Source organism: Nocardioides marmotae, from assembly GCF_013177455.1.
Lineage (GTDB): Bacteria > Actinomycetota > Actinomycetes > Propionibacteriales > Nocardioidaceae > Nocardioides > Nocardioides marmotae.
The window spans coordinates 1,311,088-1,324,841 of record NZ_CP053660.1 but is presented as its reverse complement, the minus strand read 5'-3'; the positions used below and the strand labels follow the sequence as shown (position 1 = coordinate 1,324,841).

The 13,754-nt window shown below is 73.1% G+C and carries 14 protein-coding genes and 2 tRNA genes; 1 reads left to right on the top strand and 15 read right to left on the bottom strand.

The window, feature by feature from the left end:
- Nucleotides 1–3 precede the first annotated feature (3 nt).
- From HPC71_RS06400 to metG, 13 genes are all read right to left on the bottom strand, one after another.
- On the bottom strand, nucleotides 4–609 hold the full coding sequence (locus tag HPC71_RS06400; RefSeq protein ID WP_154616936.1) for an ATP-dependent Clp protease proteolytic subunit: 606 nt from the start codon (nucleotides 607–609) through the stop codon (nucleotides 4–6).
- A 117-nt stretch (nucleotides 610–726) separates the two neighbouring features.
- Entirely contained in the window at nucleotides 727–1,242 is a 516-nt protein-coding gene (locus HPC71_RS06395) for an SRPBCC family protein (protein WP_171896330.1), read from the bottom strand.
- Entirely contained in the window at nucleotides 1,239–2,438 is a 1,200-nt protein-coding gene (locus tag HPC71_RS06390) for a lipase family alpha/beta hydrolase (RefSeq protein WP_154616832.1), read from the bottom strand. Before HPC71_RS06390 ends, HPC71_RS06395 begins: the two co-directional genes overlap by 4 nt.
- A 64-nt stretch (nucleotides 2,439–2,502) precedes the next feature.
- Nucleotides 2,503–3,915: a trigger factor gene (gene tig, locus HPC71_RS06385; protein WP_171896328.1), complete on the bottom strand. Its 1,413-nt coding sequence runs from the start codon at nucleotides 3,913–3,915 to the stop codon at nucleotides 2,503–2,505.
- Between the two features lie 57 nt (nucleotides 3,916–3,972).
- Nucleotides 3,973–4,045 (bottom strand) — tRNA-Pro (locus tag HPC71_RS06380).
- Between the two features lie 37 nt (nucleotides 4,046–4,082).
- Nucleotides 4,083–4,153: transfer RNA gene (locus HPC71_RS06375), tRNA-Gly, on the bottom strand.
- A 136-nt stretch (nucleotides 4,154–4,289) separates the two neighbouring features.
- Nucleotides 4,290–5,381, bottom strand: a complete 1,092-nt coding sequence (locus HPC71_RS06370; protein WP_154616830.1) for a PP2C family protein-serine/threonine phosphatase — start codon at nucleotides 5,379–5,381, stop codon at nucleotides 4,290–4,292.
- Between the two features lie 31 nt (nucleotides 5,382–5,412).
- Complete coding sequence (locus HPC71_RS06365) at nucleotides 5,413–6,255, bottom strand: Fpg/Nei family DNA glycosylase (RefSeq protein ID WP_154616829.1); 843 nt, start codon at nucleotides 6,253–6,255, stop codon at nucleotides 5,413–5,415.
- The gene (locus HPC71_RS06360) at nucleotides 6,248–6,760 is read right to left on the bottom strand and encodes a ribose-5-phosphate isomerase (protein ID WP_154616828.1); all 513 of its coding nucleotides are present in this window, start codon (nucleotides 6,758–6,760) and stop codon (nucleotides 6,248–6,250) included. Before HPC71_RS06360 ends, HPC71_RS06365 begins: the two co-directional genes overlap by 8 nt.
- 12 nt (nucleotides 6,761–6,772) lie before the next feature.
- The gene (locus HPC71_RS06355) at nucleotides 6,773–7,642 is read right to left on the bottom strand and encodes an alpha/beta hydrolase (RefSeq protein WP_171896326.1); all 870 of its coding nucleotides are present in this window, start codon (nucleotides 7,640–7,642) and stop codon (nucleotides 6,773–6,775) included.
- Nucleotides 7,643–7,653: 11 nt separating this feature from the next.
- Nucleotides 7,654–8,223: an LURP-one-related family protein gene (locus HPC71_RS06350; protein WP_154616826.1), complete on the bottom strand. Its 570-nt coding sequence runs from the start codon at nucleotides 8,221–8,223 to the stop codon at nucleotides 7,654–7,656.
- Nucleotides 8,224–8,249: 26 nt separating this feature from the next.
- Complete coding sequence (locus tag HPC71_RS06345; RefSeq protein WP_154616825.1) at nucleotides 8,250–8,513, bottom strand: hypothetical protein; 264 nt, start codon at nucleotides 8,511–8,513, stop codon at nucleotides 8,250–8,252.
- A 56-nt stretch (nucleotides 8,514–8,569) separates the two neighbouring features.
- The gene (metG, locus tag HPC71_RS06340) at nucleotides 8,570–10,366 is read right to left on the bottom strand and encodes a methionine--tRNA ligase (RefSeq protein WP_154616824.1); all 1,797 of its coding nucleotides are present in this window, start codon (nucleotides 10,364–10,366) and stop codon (nucleotides 8,570–8,572) included.
- 74 nt (nucleotides 10,367–10,440) lie between these two features.
- On the opposite strand from metG, the gene HPC71_RS06335 reads away from it, so the two are divergent.
- Nucleotides 10,441–11,118, top strand: a complete 678-nt coding sequence (locus tag HPC71_RS06335; RefSeq protein ID WP_154616823.1) for a GOLPH3/VPS74 family protein — start codon at nucleotides 10,441–10,443, stop codon at nucleotides 11,116–11,118.
- A gap of 6 nt (nucleotides 11,119–11,124) precedes the next feature.
- Here the strand turns inward: HPC71_RS06335 and HPC71_RS06330 are convergent, their stop codons facing one another.
- A complete protein-coding gene (locus tag HPC71_RS06330; protein ID WP_154616822.1) occupies nucleotides 11,125–11,739 on the bottom strand; it encodes a mycothiol-dependent nitroreductase Rv2466c family protein in 615 nt (204 codons plus the stop codon).
- A gap of 265 nt (nucleotides 11,740–12,004) precedes the next feature.
- On the bottom strand, nucleotides 12,005–13,642 hold the full coding sequence (locus tag HPC71_RS06325) for a CHAP domain-containing protein (protein WP_154616821.1): 1,638 nt from the start codon (nucleotides 13,640–13,642) through the stop codon (nucleotides 12,005–12,007).
- Between the last annotated feature and the right edge of the window lie 112 nt (nucleotides 13,643–13,754).

Here is a 13,754-nt window from a genome sequence, read left to right as displayed (position 1 = left end):
GGGTCAGTCCTTCTGGTGGGCCGGGCGGCCCTCGTCGGCGGCGTCGCGGGCGGACTTCACGACCTGGTCGACCAGGCCGTACTCCATCGCCTGCTGGGCGGTGAACCAGCGGTCACGGTCGGCGTCGGCCTCGACCTGCTCGCGGGACTGACCCGTGTGCTCGGCGATGAGGTCGAGCAGGACCTGCTTGATGTGCAGCGACTGCTGGGCCTGGATCTTGATGTCCGAGGCCGAGCCGCCCATCCCCGAGGAGGGCTGGTGCATCATGATCCGCGCGTGCGGCAGGGCGTAGCGCTTGCCCTTGGTGCCGGCGCAGAGCAGGAACTGACCCATCGACGCGGCCAGGCCCATCCCGACGGTGGCGACGTCGTTGGGGATGTAGTTCATGGTGTCGTAGATCGCCATGCCGGCGTCCACGGAGCCACCCGGGCTGTTGATGTGCAGGAAGATGTCGGCCTCGGGGTCCTCGGCCGAGAGCAGCAGCAGCTGGGCGCAGATCGCGTTGGCGTTCTGGTCGCGGACCTCCGAGCCGAGGAACACGATCCGCTCGCGCAGCAGCCGCTGGTAGATGTGGTCGTCGAGGACGTTCAGGCCTGCGCCGCCGTTCATCTCAGGGGCGCCGGTGAGGCTGGGGTTCTGGGTCACGTCGATGACCCTAGCCCGCTGCCCCGACACTTCCACGGCTTGTCCCCCACTGTTCGCCGACAGCGGATTTCGGCCGGCGGCTCAGCCCTCGGCCGCCGCCTTGAGCCGCTCCACGGTCTGCGCCATGCCCTGCTCGAGCTCGTCGGCGTGGCCGGCCGACCCGCCGAGGGCGAGCGGCGCGAAGACCCTGCTGACCACCGTCAGCCGGCGCGGGACCGGGCGGCGGTGGACGACGCGGGTCGCGCGGCCCTCGGGCCCGGCCGGGGAGAGCTCCCAGACCCAGCGTGCGCCGCTCGAGGTGGTGGTCCACGCCAGGACCCGGCCCGGGACGAGCTCGTCGACGACGTTGCGGGTGGGCCACACCGCGGGCCCGCGCCGGTTGAGCCCGAGGTACCACTGGCCGACCCGCAGGCCGCCGCGCTTGAGGGGCACCATCCGCAGCAGCTCCGGGCTCCGGGCCGGCATCTGGGCGACGTCGGTCAGCAGCGCCCACACGCGGGCGGGCGGCGCCGCGACGACGGCCTCCGCGCGCAGCTCGCGGTCGGGGGCACCGGACGGGCCGGGCTCGCCGGCAGGGCTCGAGGGCGAGGCGGTCACGGGAGCCATCGTTCCATGGCGCGATGCACCTCGGGGTGGTTCAGCAGGTCGAAGTGGTCGGCGCGCCCCAGGTGCAGCACCTCGCCGCCGGGGAAGAGCGTGCGCCCGCGCCGGTCGCGCCCGTACGCCGACCGCGGGCGCACCAGCAGGTCGCCGACCACGTGGCCGACCGGGTGGCGCTGGGAGCGGGTCAGCGTGGCCGCGACGAGCCGGTAGCGGGCGTGCGGCAGCGGCGGCACGTCCTCGGCCAGACCCGCCACGAGGTCGTGGACCCCGAGCGAGCGCCAGTCCAGGATCCTCCCGAACGCCGCGGTCTCGGGGAGCATGCCGAGCCCGCGGCTGCCGTGCCCGATCCCCCACGCGATCGGCGCCCCGAGGTGCGGGGTGCCCAGGGTGACCACCTCGGTGACCCGGTCGGTCCACGGCCGCTCCTCGGCGGTCGCGACCGCGCCGGCCGCCCGGACCACGAGGCCGCCCAGGGAGTGCCCCACGAGGGCGACCTCCTGCACCGCGACCGGCCAGCCGTCGACCAGGCGCTGGAGCAGCGCGGAGAGCGCGACGCCGTTCTCGCGCAGGCCGAGCCCGGTGTTGGCGCGCAGGAAGACCGGGGTGCGGCCGCGGGCGGCGAGCGCCTCGCCGTACGTCGTGCCGGTCCGCTCGCGGCCGTAGCCCCAGTAGGACTCGTTCTCGCACAGGCCGTGCAGGAAGACCACGATCCGGCCGGTCGCGTCGGGGAACGCCTCCGCCAGCGCGTCGAGAGGTACGTCGCGGCCGCCGCTGCGCACCGCCATCGGGATCGCCATCTGCGGCCGCTCCCGCACCAGCCGGTCCCCGATCAGGCCGTTGACCGCCGAGCTCACGAACCGCCCGCGCGGACCGTCCTCGAGCCGCGGGCCCACGCCCGTCGCGGCCGCCTTGTCCAGCCCGGCCGAGGTGGCCCGCAGGCCGGCCGAGACGCCGGCGTACACCGCCGTGGCGATCCCCCGGTGGATCCGGTCCGGCACGACCGAGGCGCCGCCGGTCGCCCGGCGCACGACGCCGCCGACCCGGTCGGCCCACGCGACGTGGGTGTCGCGGACACTGCCGACCACGAGCTCGTCGGCCACCTCGCTCAGCAGCGACAGCGCGTCGAGGTAGGTGGGGCCGGCCGCGGCGGGGCCGCGGGTCCGGGCAGCGGGACTCCGCGCAGCGGCCATGGAACGACGATACCCGCCTGAGTGCACAGCTGTGCACCCAAGCGGGTATCGGGGTGTCGGGGGGTCAGTCCTCCTTGGAGGACTCCTCCTCGGTCGCCTCGGCGGGCTCCTCGGCGGCGGGCTCCTCGCCGGCCTCCTCGGTGACCTCCATGATCGTGCCGTCGGGCTGGAGGTTCTTCAGCTCGACCACGTTGCCCGAGGCGTCCTTGACGACCGCGGACTCCACGATCGTCGCGAGCGCCTTGCCGCGCAGGATCTCCTGCACGAGCTCGGGGATGTGGTTGTGCTCGAACATGTGGTTCGCGAACTCCTGCGGGTTCTGCCCGGACTGCTGGGCGCGCCGCACGAGGTGCTGGGAGAGCTCGTTCTGGTCGACGCCGAGCTCCTCCTTCTTCGCGATCTCGTCGAGGAGGAACTGCGCGGCGACGGCGTCGCGGACCCGGCGGTCGAGGTCGGCCTCGAACTCCTCCTGGGTCTGGCCCTCGTCCTCGAGGTACTTCTCCATCGTGATGCCGGCGAACGTGAGCTGCTGCTCGATGTTCTGGCGGCGGGCGTTGAGCTCGTCGGTGACGATGCCCTCGGGCAGCGGCACCTCGACCTTCTCCAGGAGCGCCTCGAGGACGGCGTCGCGGGCCTCGGCGGCCTGCTCCAGGCGCTTGCCGCGGCCCAGGCGCTCGCGCACGTCGGCGGTCAGCTCCTCGAAGGTGTCGAACTCCGAGGCGAGCTGGGCGAACTCGTCGTCGGCCTCCGGGAGGTCCTGCTGCTGGACCTGGGTGACCTTGACCTGGACCTCGACCTCCTGGCCGACCAGGTCGCCGCCCACGAGCTGGGTGGTGAAGGTCTTCTCCTCGCCGGCGGCCATGCCCTCGAGGGCCTCGTCGAGACCGTCGATCATGCCGCCACGACCGACCTGGTAGCTCATGCCGCTGACCTCGGCGCCGTCGACGACCTCGCCGTCCTGCGTGGCCCGCAGGTCGAGGACGACGAAGTCGTTCTCGGCGGCGGGGCGCTCGACGTCGACCAGGGTCGCGAAGCGCTCACGCAGGGCCTTGACCTGCTCCTCGACGTCCTCGTCGGAGACCTCGACGTCGTCGACGCTCGCCTCGAGGCCCTCGTAGGAGGGCAGCTCGATCTGCGGGCGGATGTCGACCTCGGCGGTGAACTCGAGGACCTCGTTGTCCTCGAACTTGGTGACCTCGATCTCCGGCTGGGCCAGCGGGCTCAGCGAGTTCTCCTCCAGCGCCGCGACGTACTTCTTGGGCAGCACGTCGTTGATCGCCTCGTCGAGGACGGCGCCGCGCCCGACCTGGCGGTCGATCACCATCGGGGGCACCTTGCCGCGGCGGAAGCCGGGGACGTTGATCTGCTGAGCGATCTTCTTGTACGCCGCGTCGAGGCTCGGCTTGAGCTCCTCGAAGGGCACCTCGACGGTCAGCTTGGCCCGGGTCGGGCTCAAGGTCTCGACGGCGCTCTTCACAGGTTGTCTCCTGTCAATCGTTGTCTCGGTCACCGGTCGGTGAGGGTGGTTGGTGCGTCGGGGCGACAGGACTCGAACCTGCGGTCTCCTGCTCCCAAAGCAGGCGCGCTAGCCACTACGCTACGCCCCGCCAAGATGCCCACCGGTTGTCCCGCCGGGCTCCTGAGAGCGGATGACGGGAATCGAACCCGCGTAGCCAGTTTGGAAGACTGGGGCTCTACCATTGAGCTACATCCGCGCGCCGTCGTCAGGGCATGCGAGCACGCCTGAGTCCTGCGCGGGTCATCGTGCCACACCGCCGCGGGCCGCTCCCAAACGGCTCCGGCCCACGAACCGCGGGCCCGCACGAGCGAGTGACCCTGGCGCCGACCGGCTCAGCGCCGGTTGACCACGACCATCGCGCTGTCGTCGTCGCGCGCGCCGAGCGCCGCGACCAGCCGGTCGGCGGCGCCGCGGAAGTCCCCGCGCAGCAGGCTCTCGGCCTCCCCCAGCATCCGGTCGATGCCGAGCTCGATGTCGCGCCGCGGCTCCTCGACCATCCCGTCGGTGTAGAGCAGCAGGGCGTCGCCGGTCTGCAGGTGGCCGGTGGAGGCGTTGAAGACCGCCTCGTCGATGAGGCCGAGGACCGGGCCGTCGCTGGCGAGGACCGACCAGCGGCCGCTGCCGGCCGCCCGGACGACCGCCGGCGGGTGGCCGGCGGTGCGCACGGCGTACGCGCCGGTGTCGAGGTCGAGGGAGAGGTGGACGGCGGTCGCGAAGCCCTCCTCCCAGTCCTGCTGGAGCAGGTAGGCGTTGGCCGCGGGGAGGAAGCGGTCGGGGGGCAGCGCGCCGAGCAGCCCGCCGAACGCGCCGGAGAGCAGCAGCGCGCGGGTGCCGGCCTGCTCCCCCTTGCCCGAGACGTCGACGACCACGACCTCCAGCCGGCGGGTGCCCTCGGGACGCGTCGCGACCACGAAGTCGCCGGCGAAGGGCGTGCCGCCGGCCGAGCGCAGCGCGGTCTCGACCTGCCACCCCGCCGGCAGCGAGGGCACCCCGCCCTGGTTGAGGATGCGGTCGCGCAGGTCGACCAGCATCGACTCGCCCAGCATGTTCGCGACGCCGAGCCGCGAGCGACGGAACGAGGTCAGCAGCACGACGAAGCCCATCGCGAACTGGATGCTCACCGAGCCGACGGCCCGAGCGTCGATGGACTCCTGCACGGCCAGCGAGACGGTGAGCAGCAGCATCAGGGCGATGACGAACCACGGCAGCGTGCGCGGGCCCAGCACCAGGCTGCCGAGGAGCAGCGGCAGCATGAGCGCGTCGAGCGGCATCTGCGCGGGGAACGCCGCGACCAGCGCGGTCAGCACGACGCCGCCGAGCACCAGCCCGACCGCCCACCGGGTCTCCCGCGGGACCCGGCGACGCAGCGCGGCGACGCGGGCGCGGCGAGAGACGACGCGCCGGGCGTCGTACGCAGCCGTCATGGTCGCCTCGCGGGGTCGGGTCGGGGCGGGGTCACTGTACGGCGCGCGAGCGGAAGGTCGGCTGGCAACGCGGGCACCAGAACAGGTTGCGTGCCTGGAGGACGTCGGTGCGGACCTTCGACCCGCACACCAGGCACGGCTGGCCGTGTCGGCGGTAGACGTAGACCTCGCCGCCGTGGTCGTCCTTGCGCGGCGGGCGGCCCATCGCCTCGGGCGTGTGCTCGGGGCGGACGGTGTCGATCCGGCCGGTGCGCACCCCCTCGGCCATCAGCACCACGAGGTCCTCCCACATCGCCTGCCACTGGCCGGGGCGCAGCGTGTTGCCGGGACGCAGCGGGTGCATCCGGTGCCGGAAGAGCACCTCGGCGCGGTAGACGTTCCCGACGCCGGCGAGCACGGTCTGGTCCATCAGCAGGCCCCCGATCGGGGCGCGGCTGCGGCGGATGCGCTGCCAGGCGCGGTCGGGGTCGGCGTCGGGGCGGATCGGGTCGGGGCCGGAGCGCGCGACCACCTGGTCGCGCTGCGCGGCGGTGACCAGCTCGCAGGTCGTCGCGCCGCGGAGGTCGGCGTACGCCGCCGCGTCGGCGCGGACGATGCGCATCCGGACCTGGCCGACCGGGTCGGGCACGTCCTCGACCCCGGTGCGGACGTCGAGCTTGCCGTAGAGACCGAGGTGGACGTGGACGAAGCGCTCGGCGGGGAACTCGACGAACAGGTGCTTGCCCCACGCCTCGGCGCCCTCGAGCAGCTGGCCGTCCACGAGCGCCGCGGACTCCGCGAAGCGCCCCTGCGGGCTGCCGACCCGCACGACGTGGCCGGCGAAGGCGTCGGTGATGTCCAGCGCGAGCCGGTGGAGGGTGTGCCCCTCAGGCATCGCTGCTGTCGTGACCCTGCGCCGACGCCGGCAGCGGCGGGAGCTCGCGGGTGGTCTCGTAGGAGGCCAGCTGGCCGATCCGGCGCACGTGGCGCTCGTCGCCGGTGAAGTCGGTGCCGAGGAAGACCTCGACGAAGCGGGTCATGTCCTCCAGGGAGTGCATCCGGCCGCCGACCGAGACCACGTTGGCGTCGTTGTGCTCGCGGGCCAGCACCGCGGTCTCCTCGGACCAGACCAGCGCGCAGCGCACGCCGATCACCTTGTTGGCCGCCATCTGCTCGCCGTTGCCCGAGCCGCCGATGACCACGCCCAGCGCGTCGCCCCCCGCGGCGCGGTCGGCCGCGACGCCCTGGGCGGCGCGCAGGCAGAACACCGGGTAGTCGTCGAGCGCGTCGTAGACGAACGGGCCGTGGTCCACCGGCTCGTGGCCGTGCTCACGCAACCAGGCGACCAGGTGGTCCTTGAGCTCGAGGCCGGCATGGTCGGAACCGAGGTGCACGCGCATGGTCCGATCCTCTCAGGGGACGTGCTGGCGGACGAAGCCGGCCACCTGCCCCATCAGCGCCTCGGCGGCGGGGAAGACCGAGGGGTGCCGCCAGAAGCCGTGGATCTGCCCCTGGTACCGGGTCGAGACGACCTGGACGCCCTCCTCGGCCAGGCGGAGCGTGAGGTGCTCCCCCTCGTCGCGGAGCGGGTCGTGCTCGGCGGTCACGACGAGCGTCGACGGCATCGCGGCCAGGCTCTCCGCGCGCAGCGGGGCGAGGTCGGGGTGCTCGAGATCGGCCGGCGTGGCGGCGTACTGCTGCCAGTACCAGGCGGCCTCGCGCGGGTCGAAGCCGTCGCCGGCGGTCCGGTAGGAGTCGAAGCCGGCGCTCGGGTCGAGGAAGGGGTAGATCAGCACGGCCGCGGCGAGGACGCCGGGGTGGCGCAGCGCGGCGACCAGCGCGAGGTTGGCGCCGGCGCTGTCGCCGTGGACGACGTAGGGCCCCGGCTCGTTGGCCTGGAGCCAGCGGAGCGCCGTGGAGACGTCGTCGGGCGCGGCGGGGAACGGCTCCTCGGGCGGGCGGCGGTAGTCGACGCTCAGCACGCTGAGACCGGTGCGGTTGGCGAGTCGCCGCGCCGCCGGGTCGTGCACCTCGACGTCGTGGAAGACGAAGCCGCCGCCGTGGAGGTGGACGACGACACCGGGCCGGGCGCCCGCCGGGCGGTAGAGCCGGCAGGGCACGCCGTCGGCGTCGACGTCGCGGACCTCGGCGACCTCCTCGCGGGGCTCGGCGAGGGCGGCGGCGCGCGCCGCGGCCCGCTCAGCGGCCAGGTCGTGCTCGGCGGACCAGACCGGCGGGCCCGCCGGCTGCTCCAGGGCGCGCCGGGACTCCGGGAACAGCACGGCGCCCGCCCTCAGCGCTGCATGAGCGCGTCGAGACCGACCGCGACGGCGGCCGCGACCCGGAAGTCGACCCGCTGGTCGGGCACGTTGACGGTGTACTTGTCGCGCATCGAGGCCTGCCGCTCGACCGAGAACAGCGGCTGCCCGTCGCTGCCGACGAAGTCGAAGTGGATCGGCAGGAACGGGATGTCGGTGAAGCGCCGGATCAGCGCCACGCCCTGGCTGCGCTCCTGGCCGGTGCCCTGGTAGCCGGGGCCCTCGACGTGGAACGTCGAGCGGAGCAGGCTCTTGCCGAAGTCCTTGCGGAAGAACCCGAGCTGCTGCCCGGTCTCGTCGGTGATGTCGTAGCCCGCGTTGAGGTCGATGCGCTTGCGGGCCTTGAACGCGAAGACGGCACGCTGCTTGCTGGCGTCGGCGAAGAAGGTGACCTGCTCCTTGAACGCCAGCCGCTTCTGCTCCGCCAGCCCGTAGAGCTGCCCGAAGGAGCCGTCGGGGTTCGCGGCGTACAGCTCGTAGCGGTTGGTGGTCATGGCGAGCTTCTGCTTGACGTAGAAGGTCGGCAGGTACATCTGCGCGGTCATGGGCCGCAGCCTAGGGGTCCGCGCGGTCAGGCACCGCCGTTGTCCCCGCCCAGCGACCCGGGTGTCGTGGACTCCTCCTCGGCGAAGCTGACCGGATACCCGGAGCGGACGGCGTGGGCCACCTCGCGGACCCAGGCGTCGTCGTCCAGGGCCAGGCCGGCCTGCGCCATCTCCCGGCGCAGGGTGTCCTCCACGTCGATGTGGGCGTCCGTGGCGTACGCCGTCGCCGTCGCGTCGACCGCGCGCTGCGTCGCGGCGCGGACCTGGGCCTCGTCGATCGGTTCGCTCATGGCTCCCCCGTACCCACCCGGCCGCGCGCCACCGACCGGCTCGCCGACCGGCTCGGTCACTCCCCCGTGAGCCGGGCGAGCTCCTCCTCGACGACCGAGGGGTCGAGCTTGGTGAAGATCGGGGTCGGCTTGGCGACCGGCGCGCCGACGACGATCGGGCGGCGCTCCCAGCGGGGCACCGCGGCGTAGTCGCCGGTGATGATCGGGTAGCCCGCCCCGCCGTCGAGGTCCTCGGCCTCCTCGATGCGCGGCATCGGCGCGACGTCGCCGGCGCCACCGAGCGCGGCGTCGACGAGGTTGGCCGAGAACGGCAGGAACGGCGCGAGGACCAGGTTGAGGTCGGCGACGCACTGGGCCACGACGTGGAGGACCGTGCCGAGCCGCTCGCGCTGGTCCTCGCCCTTGAGCTTCCACGGCTCGGTGTCCGAGACGTACTTGTTGACCTCGCCGACCGCGCGCATCGCCTCGCCGATCGCCTGCTTCTGCCGGTGGCGGCCGATCAGCTCGCCGACCGTGGCGAAGGCGCCCTCGGCGACGGCCAGCACGGCCTCGTCCTCGGGGGTGAGGTCGCCCGCGGGCGGGATCTCGCCGAAGTTCTTGGCGATCATGGTGGCGGTGCGGTTGACCAGGTTGCCCCAGCCGGCGACCAGCTCGTCGTTGGTGCGGCGGACGAACTCCGCCCAGGTGAAGTCGGCGTCCTGGTTCTCCGGGCCGGCTGCGGCGACGAAGTAGCGGAACGCGTCGGGCTGGTAGCGGCTGAGCAGGTCGCGGACGTAGATGACGACCTTCTTGGAGGAGGAGAACTTCCGACCCTCCATGGTGAGGAACTCCGAGGAGACGACCTCGGTCGGCAGGTTGAGCACGCCGTACTCCCGCGGCGAGCCGCCCTTCTCGCCCTTGCCGGCGTAGGCGAGCAGCTCGGCCGGCCAGATCTGGGAGTGGAAGGTGATGTTGTCCTTGCCCATGAAGTAGTACGACAGGGCCTCGGGGTCGTTCCACCACTGACGCCAGGCCTCGGGGTCGCCCGAGCGGCGCGCCCACTCGATCGAGGCGGAGAGATAGCCGATGACGGCGTCGAACCAGACGTAGAGCTTCTTGGTGGGGTTCTCCCGCCACCCGTCGAGCGGGACCGCGATGCCCCAGTCGATGTCGCGCGTCATCGCGCGCGGCCGGATCTCCTTGAGGATGTTCTGGCTGAACCGGATGACGTTGGGCCGCCACAGGCCGGTCGCCTCGCGCTCGTCGAGCCACTCACCCAGCGCGTCGGCGAGGGCGGGCAGGTCGAGGAAGAAGTGCTGGGTCTCGACGAACTCCGGGGTCTCGCCGTTGATCCGGGAGACGGGGTTCTTCAGGTCGGCGGGGTCGAGCTGGTTACCGCAGTTGTCGCACTGGTCGCCGCGCGCGCCGTCGTACCCGCAGATCGGGCAGGTGCCCTCGATGTAGCGGTCGGGCAGGGTGCGGCCGGTGGACGGGGAGATGGCGCCGTACGTCGTCTTCTCGACGAAGTAGCCGTTCTCGTAGACGCCGAGGAACAGCTCCTGGACGACCGCGTGGTGGTTGCGCGTCGTGGTGCGCGTGTAGAGGTCGTAGGAGACGCCGAGCGCGGCGAGGTCCTCGGCGATGATGCGGTGGTTGCGGTCGGCGAGCTCCTGCGGGGAGACCCCCGCCTCGTCGGCGGCGATGAGGATCGGGGTGCCGTGCTCGTCGGTGCCGGAGACCATCAGGACGTCGTGCCCGGCCATCCGCATGTAGCGGCTGAAGACGTCGGAGGGCACGCCGAAACCGGCGACGTGGCCGATGTGGCGCGGACCGTTGGCGTAGGGCCAGGCGACGGCGGACAGGACTCGGCTCATGGGCTCGATCCTAGGGTCGGGCGGCCGCGGTGGCCGCCTCGGCGCCGACCGCGGACGGCGCTAGCGTGATCCGCATGACGCTGATCGCGGAGGACCTGCTGCTCCTGCTCCTCGACGACGCCAAGGGCACGCTCGCCGCGAGCAGCTACCTGCCGACCGCGCTCGGCGGTGCGCTCCTGGTCGAGCTCGCGCTCGCCGGGGCCGTGGAGGTCGAGGAGAAGCGCGGGTTCTGGCAGACCGCGAAGGTCCGGGCCACGGCGACGACGCCGCCCCAGGACCCCCTGCTCGCGGCGGCTCTGGCCACGGTCGCGGAGAAGGAGCGCAGCGCCCAGGACCTCGTCGGCCGGCTCGGCAAGGGCGTCAAGGACGACCTGCTCGCGAGCCTCGAGCGGCGCGGGATGGTGCAGGCGCGCCGCGACAAGGTGCTCGGCCTGTTCCCCCGGACGACCTGGCCCGCGGTGGACTCCACCCACGAGGACGCCGTACGCCGTGCGCTCACCGCCGCGCTCGTCTCCGGCGCCGAGCCCGACGATCGCACCCGCGCGCTGGTGGCGCTGCTCGACGCGCTCGGCCGCGCGCACCGGACGGTGGAGCACCAGGGCATGTCGGCCGGCGAGGTCCGCCGGCGGGCGAAGGCGCTCGCCGACGGCGACTGGGCCGCGAAGGCGGTCAAGGACGCGATCGCCGCCTCGACCGCCGCGATGTCGACGGCGATCGCGGCCGGAGGGGTCGCGGCCGCAGCCTCGTCGTGACGCGGTCTAGCTGAAGTCGAGCTCGCCGGTGCGTGAGCGCTTGAGCTCGAAGAAGTGCGGGAAGCCGGCGAGCAGCACCGCGCCGTCCCACACCTTGCCGGCCTCCTCGCCCTTGGGGATCGAGGAGAGGACGGGGCCGAAGAAGGCCGTGCCCTCGATGGCGATGGTGGGCGTGCCGACCTCGTCGCCGACCTGGTCCATGCCGAGGTGGTGGGACTTCTTGATCGCCTCGTCGTAGGAGGAGTCGTCCATCGCGTCGGCCAGGGACGTCGGGAGCCCGGCCTCCTCCAGCGCCGACTCGATCACCTCGCGGGTGAAGTCCTGGCCCTGGTTGTGCCGCCGGGTGCCGAGGGCGGTGTAGAGCGGCAGCACCACGTCCTTGCCGTGCGCCTGCTCGGCGGCCATGACGACCCGCACGGGCTGCCACGCCGTCTTGAGGAACTCGCGGTACTCGTCGGGGATGTCCTTGTCCTGGTTGAGGTAGGCCAGGGACATCAGGTGCCAGGTGACGGAGATGTCGCGGACCTTCTCCACCTCGAGGATCCAGCGCGAGGTGATCCAGGCGAAGGGGCAGGCGGGGTCGAACCAGAAGTCGGCCGTGGTCGGCGTGGCAGCAGTCATGGCACGCTCAACACCCGGGGGCCGTCGGCTGTTCCTGGCTGTCCGGATCGCCCCGCCCGCACCCGGCCAGCCTCACCCGGTCAGCCTCATCCGGCCAGCAGGTGCAGGCCCAGGCCGAGCAGCGCGAAGAACAACGCGAGGCTCACGATCACCCCGACGACGGCCGCGGTGACCCCGGACGCTCTCCCCCAGCCACCGCCGCTCGTCGACCAGCTCGCGCTGCATCACCGCGATCTGGCCGGCGGGGCCGCCGAAGGCCGTCGGGTCAGCGCACGACCACGGTCGCGGTCGCCCGGCTGCTGCGCACCACGTCGGTGCCGCGGTAGACGACCGTCACCGCGTGCTTGCCGGCCTTCAGCTTCGGCACCACGACGCGGGCGCGCCCGCCGTCGACCGTCGCGTTGACGACCCGGCCGCCGACCTTCACCTTCACCGGCCCGGTGGGCGCGGCCACGCCCGGGGCGGTCACCTCGACCACGACCACGGCCCGGCCGGCCCGGCCGTTGGTGCGGAGCACGAGGGAGGACGTCGTCGCCACCCGGCCCTCGGCGCGGACCGTGCTGCGGGCGCTGCGGTAGTGCTGCGCGGCGAGGTCGGCCCGCAGCGAGATCCGACGCCCGGCGTCCTCGGGGAGCAGGGTGTACGACGGGCCGGTGCCGACCGGCGCGCCGTCGCGCAGCCAGGTCAGGGTCACGGCCGCGTCGGCCGGGGTGAACTCACCCGGGACCGCGGTGAGCGTGCGCCCGACGCGGGCCACCCCGCGGACGCCGAAGTCGCGGGTCACCTCGATGGCCCCGGCGATGACCGGCTCGGTGGCCGGGGTGTCCAGGACCAGGCGCTGGTAGCCCGGCGAGTTGACGATGACGCGCGCGGAGACCGTGGCACCGATCTGCTCCTGGCCGAGCACGAGCTTCCAGCCGGTCGCGCCGGGGATGGCCTTGCCGTCGGCGCGCCACTGCACGCGGAGCACCTCCGGCGCAGGCGTGTACGTCGGCCGCGACACGGTCAGCGTCTGGTCGACCTCCGCCGCCCCGGTCACCACGGGCTCGGCGGACTGCGCGAACGTCCCGGGCGCCACCGCGGGCGCGACCGGCGAGGTGGCCGACGCGGCGGCGTACCCCTTGCGGTTGGCGGTGACCCGCACCGCGAGCCGCTTGCCCTGCAGCGCCGGGGTCGGGGTGAACGTCGGGGTCGTCGCGCCGGCGACCGGCTGGCCGGCGGCGAGCCACTGGTAGGAGAGGGTCGCGGTGGGCTGCCAGGCGCCCGGCTCGGCGCTGACCGGCCGGCCCACGACCGGCGTGCCGACGACCGCGGGCGGCGCGTCGTTGACGACGACGCGGTCGTTGAAGTGGATGAAGCCGCTGGGCCAGCTGCCGTTGGCCTTGGTGATCCGGCGCCAGGCGAAGTCGCCGCCCCAGCTGTCCTCGGAGACGATGATCTCGGTCGGGGAGACGACCTGCTCGACGTAGGCGACGTGGCCGGCCGACCCGGCGCCGCCGACGTTCTGCTTCCACCACGCGACCGCGCCCACCATCGGCGTCATGTCGGTGATCGAGGCCATCGCGCGGCCCCAGTTCTCCGCGTTGCCGCTGCCGGTCCAGGGCCGCTCGTCGGGCATCCCGCTGGAGATCATCCGGTAGGCGACGTAGTTGGTGCAGTTGTGCCCGGCGTACATCCGCCAGTACATCTTGCCGCTCGCGGCCTGGTAGCCGGCGTTGGAGTAGCCCGCCTCCCGGCAGCCCTTGTAGCCGGTGCACAGGTAGGTCGAGGCGGCCTGGGCCGGCGCGACCGGCACGGCCACCAGGCCGGCACCCAGGATGCCGAGCAGCAGCACCAGGGCCGCGTACGCGCGCCTCGGCCGGGTCGGTCGAGGCGCGAGGGACTGCTGTGACTGCTGGGGCACAGGAGGACTGTAGTCAACGATTGTCAAGCACCGACACGCGGTGCCAGAACTTCAATCTTGTAATTTCTCCGAGCCCACCCCGCGCTTGCGGGTCCGCCGCCGGGGCGGTGGC

What these genes read in the sequence shown, in the direction of transcription:
- HPC71_RS06335 (WP_154616823.1), top strand. Translation starts at nt 10,441, where the DNA reads ATGACGCTGATCGCGGAGGACCTGCTGCTCCTGCTCCTCGACGACGCC.
- HPC71_RS06370 (WP_154616830.1), bottom strand. Translation starts at nt 5,381, where the DNA reads ATGACGGCTGCGTACGACGCCCGGCGCGTCGTCTCTCGCCGCGCCCGC.
- HPC71_RS06365 (WP_154616829.1), bottom strand. Translation starts at nt 6,255, where the DNA reads ATGCCTGAGGGGCACACCCTCCACCGGCTCGCGCTGGACATCACCGAC.
- HPC71_RS06350 (WP_154616826.1), bottom strand. Translation starts at nt 8,223, where the DNA reads ATGACCGCGCAGATGTACCTGCCGACCTTCTACGTCAAGCAGAAGCTC.
- HPC71_RS06390 (WP_154616832.1), bottom strand. Translation starts at nt 2,438, where the DNA reads ATGGCCGCTGCGCGGAGTCCCGCTGCCCGGACCCGCGGCCCCGCCGCG.
- HPC71_RS06360 (WP_154616828.1), bottom strand. Translation starts at nt 6,760, where the DNA reads ATGCGCGTGCACCTCGGTTCCGACCATGCCGGCCTCGAGCTCAAGGAC.
- HPC71_RS06345 (WP_154616825.1), bottom strand. Translation starts at nt 8,513, where the DNA reads ATGAGCGAACCGATCGACGAGGCCCAGGTCCGCGCCGCGACGCAGCGC.
- HPC71_RS06330 (WP_154616822.1), bottom strand. Translation starts at nt 11,739, where the DNA reads ATGACTGCTGCCACGCCGACCACGGCCGACTTCTGGTTCGACCCCGCC.
- metG (WP_154616824.1), bottom strand. Translation starts at nt 10,366, where the DNA reads ATGAGCCGAGTCCTGTCCGCCGTCGCCTGGCCCTACGCCAACGGTCCG.
- HPC71_RS06400 (WP_154616936.1), bottom strand. Translation starts at nt 609, where the DNA reads ATGAACGGCGGCGCAGGCCTGAACGTCCTCGACGACCACATCTACCAG.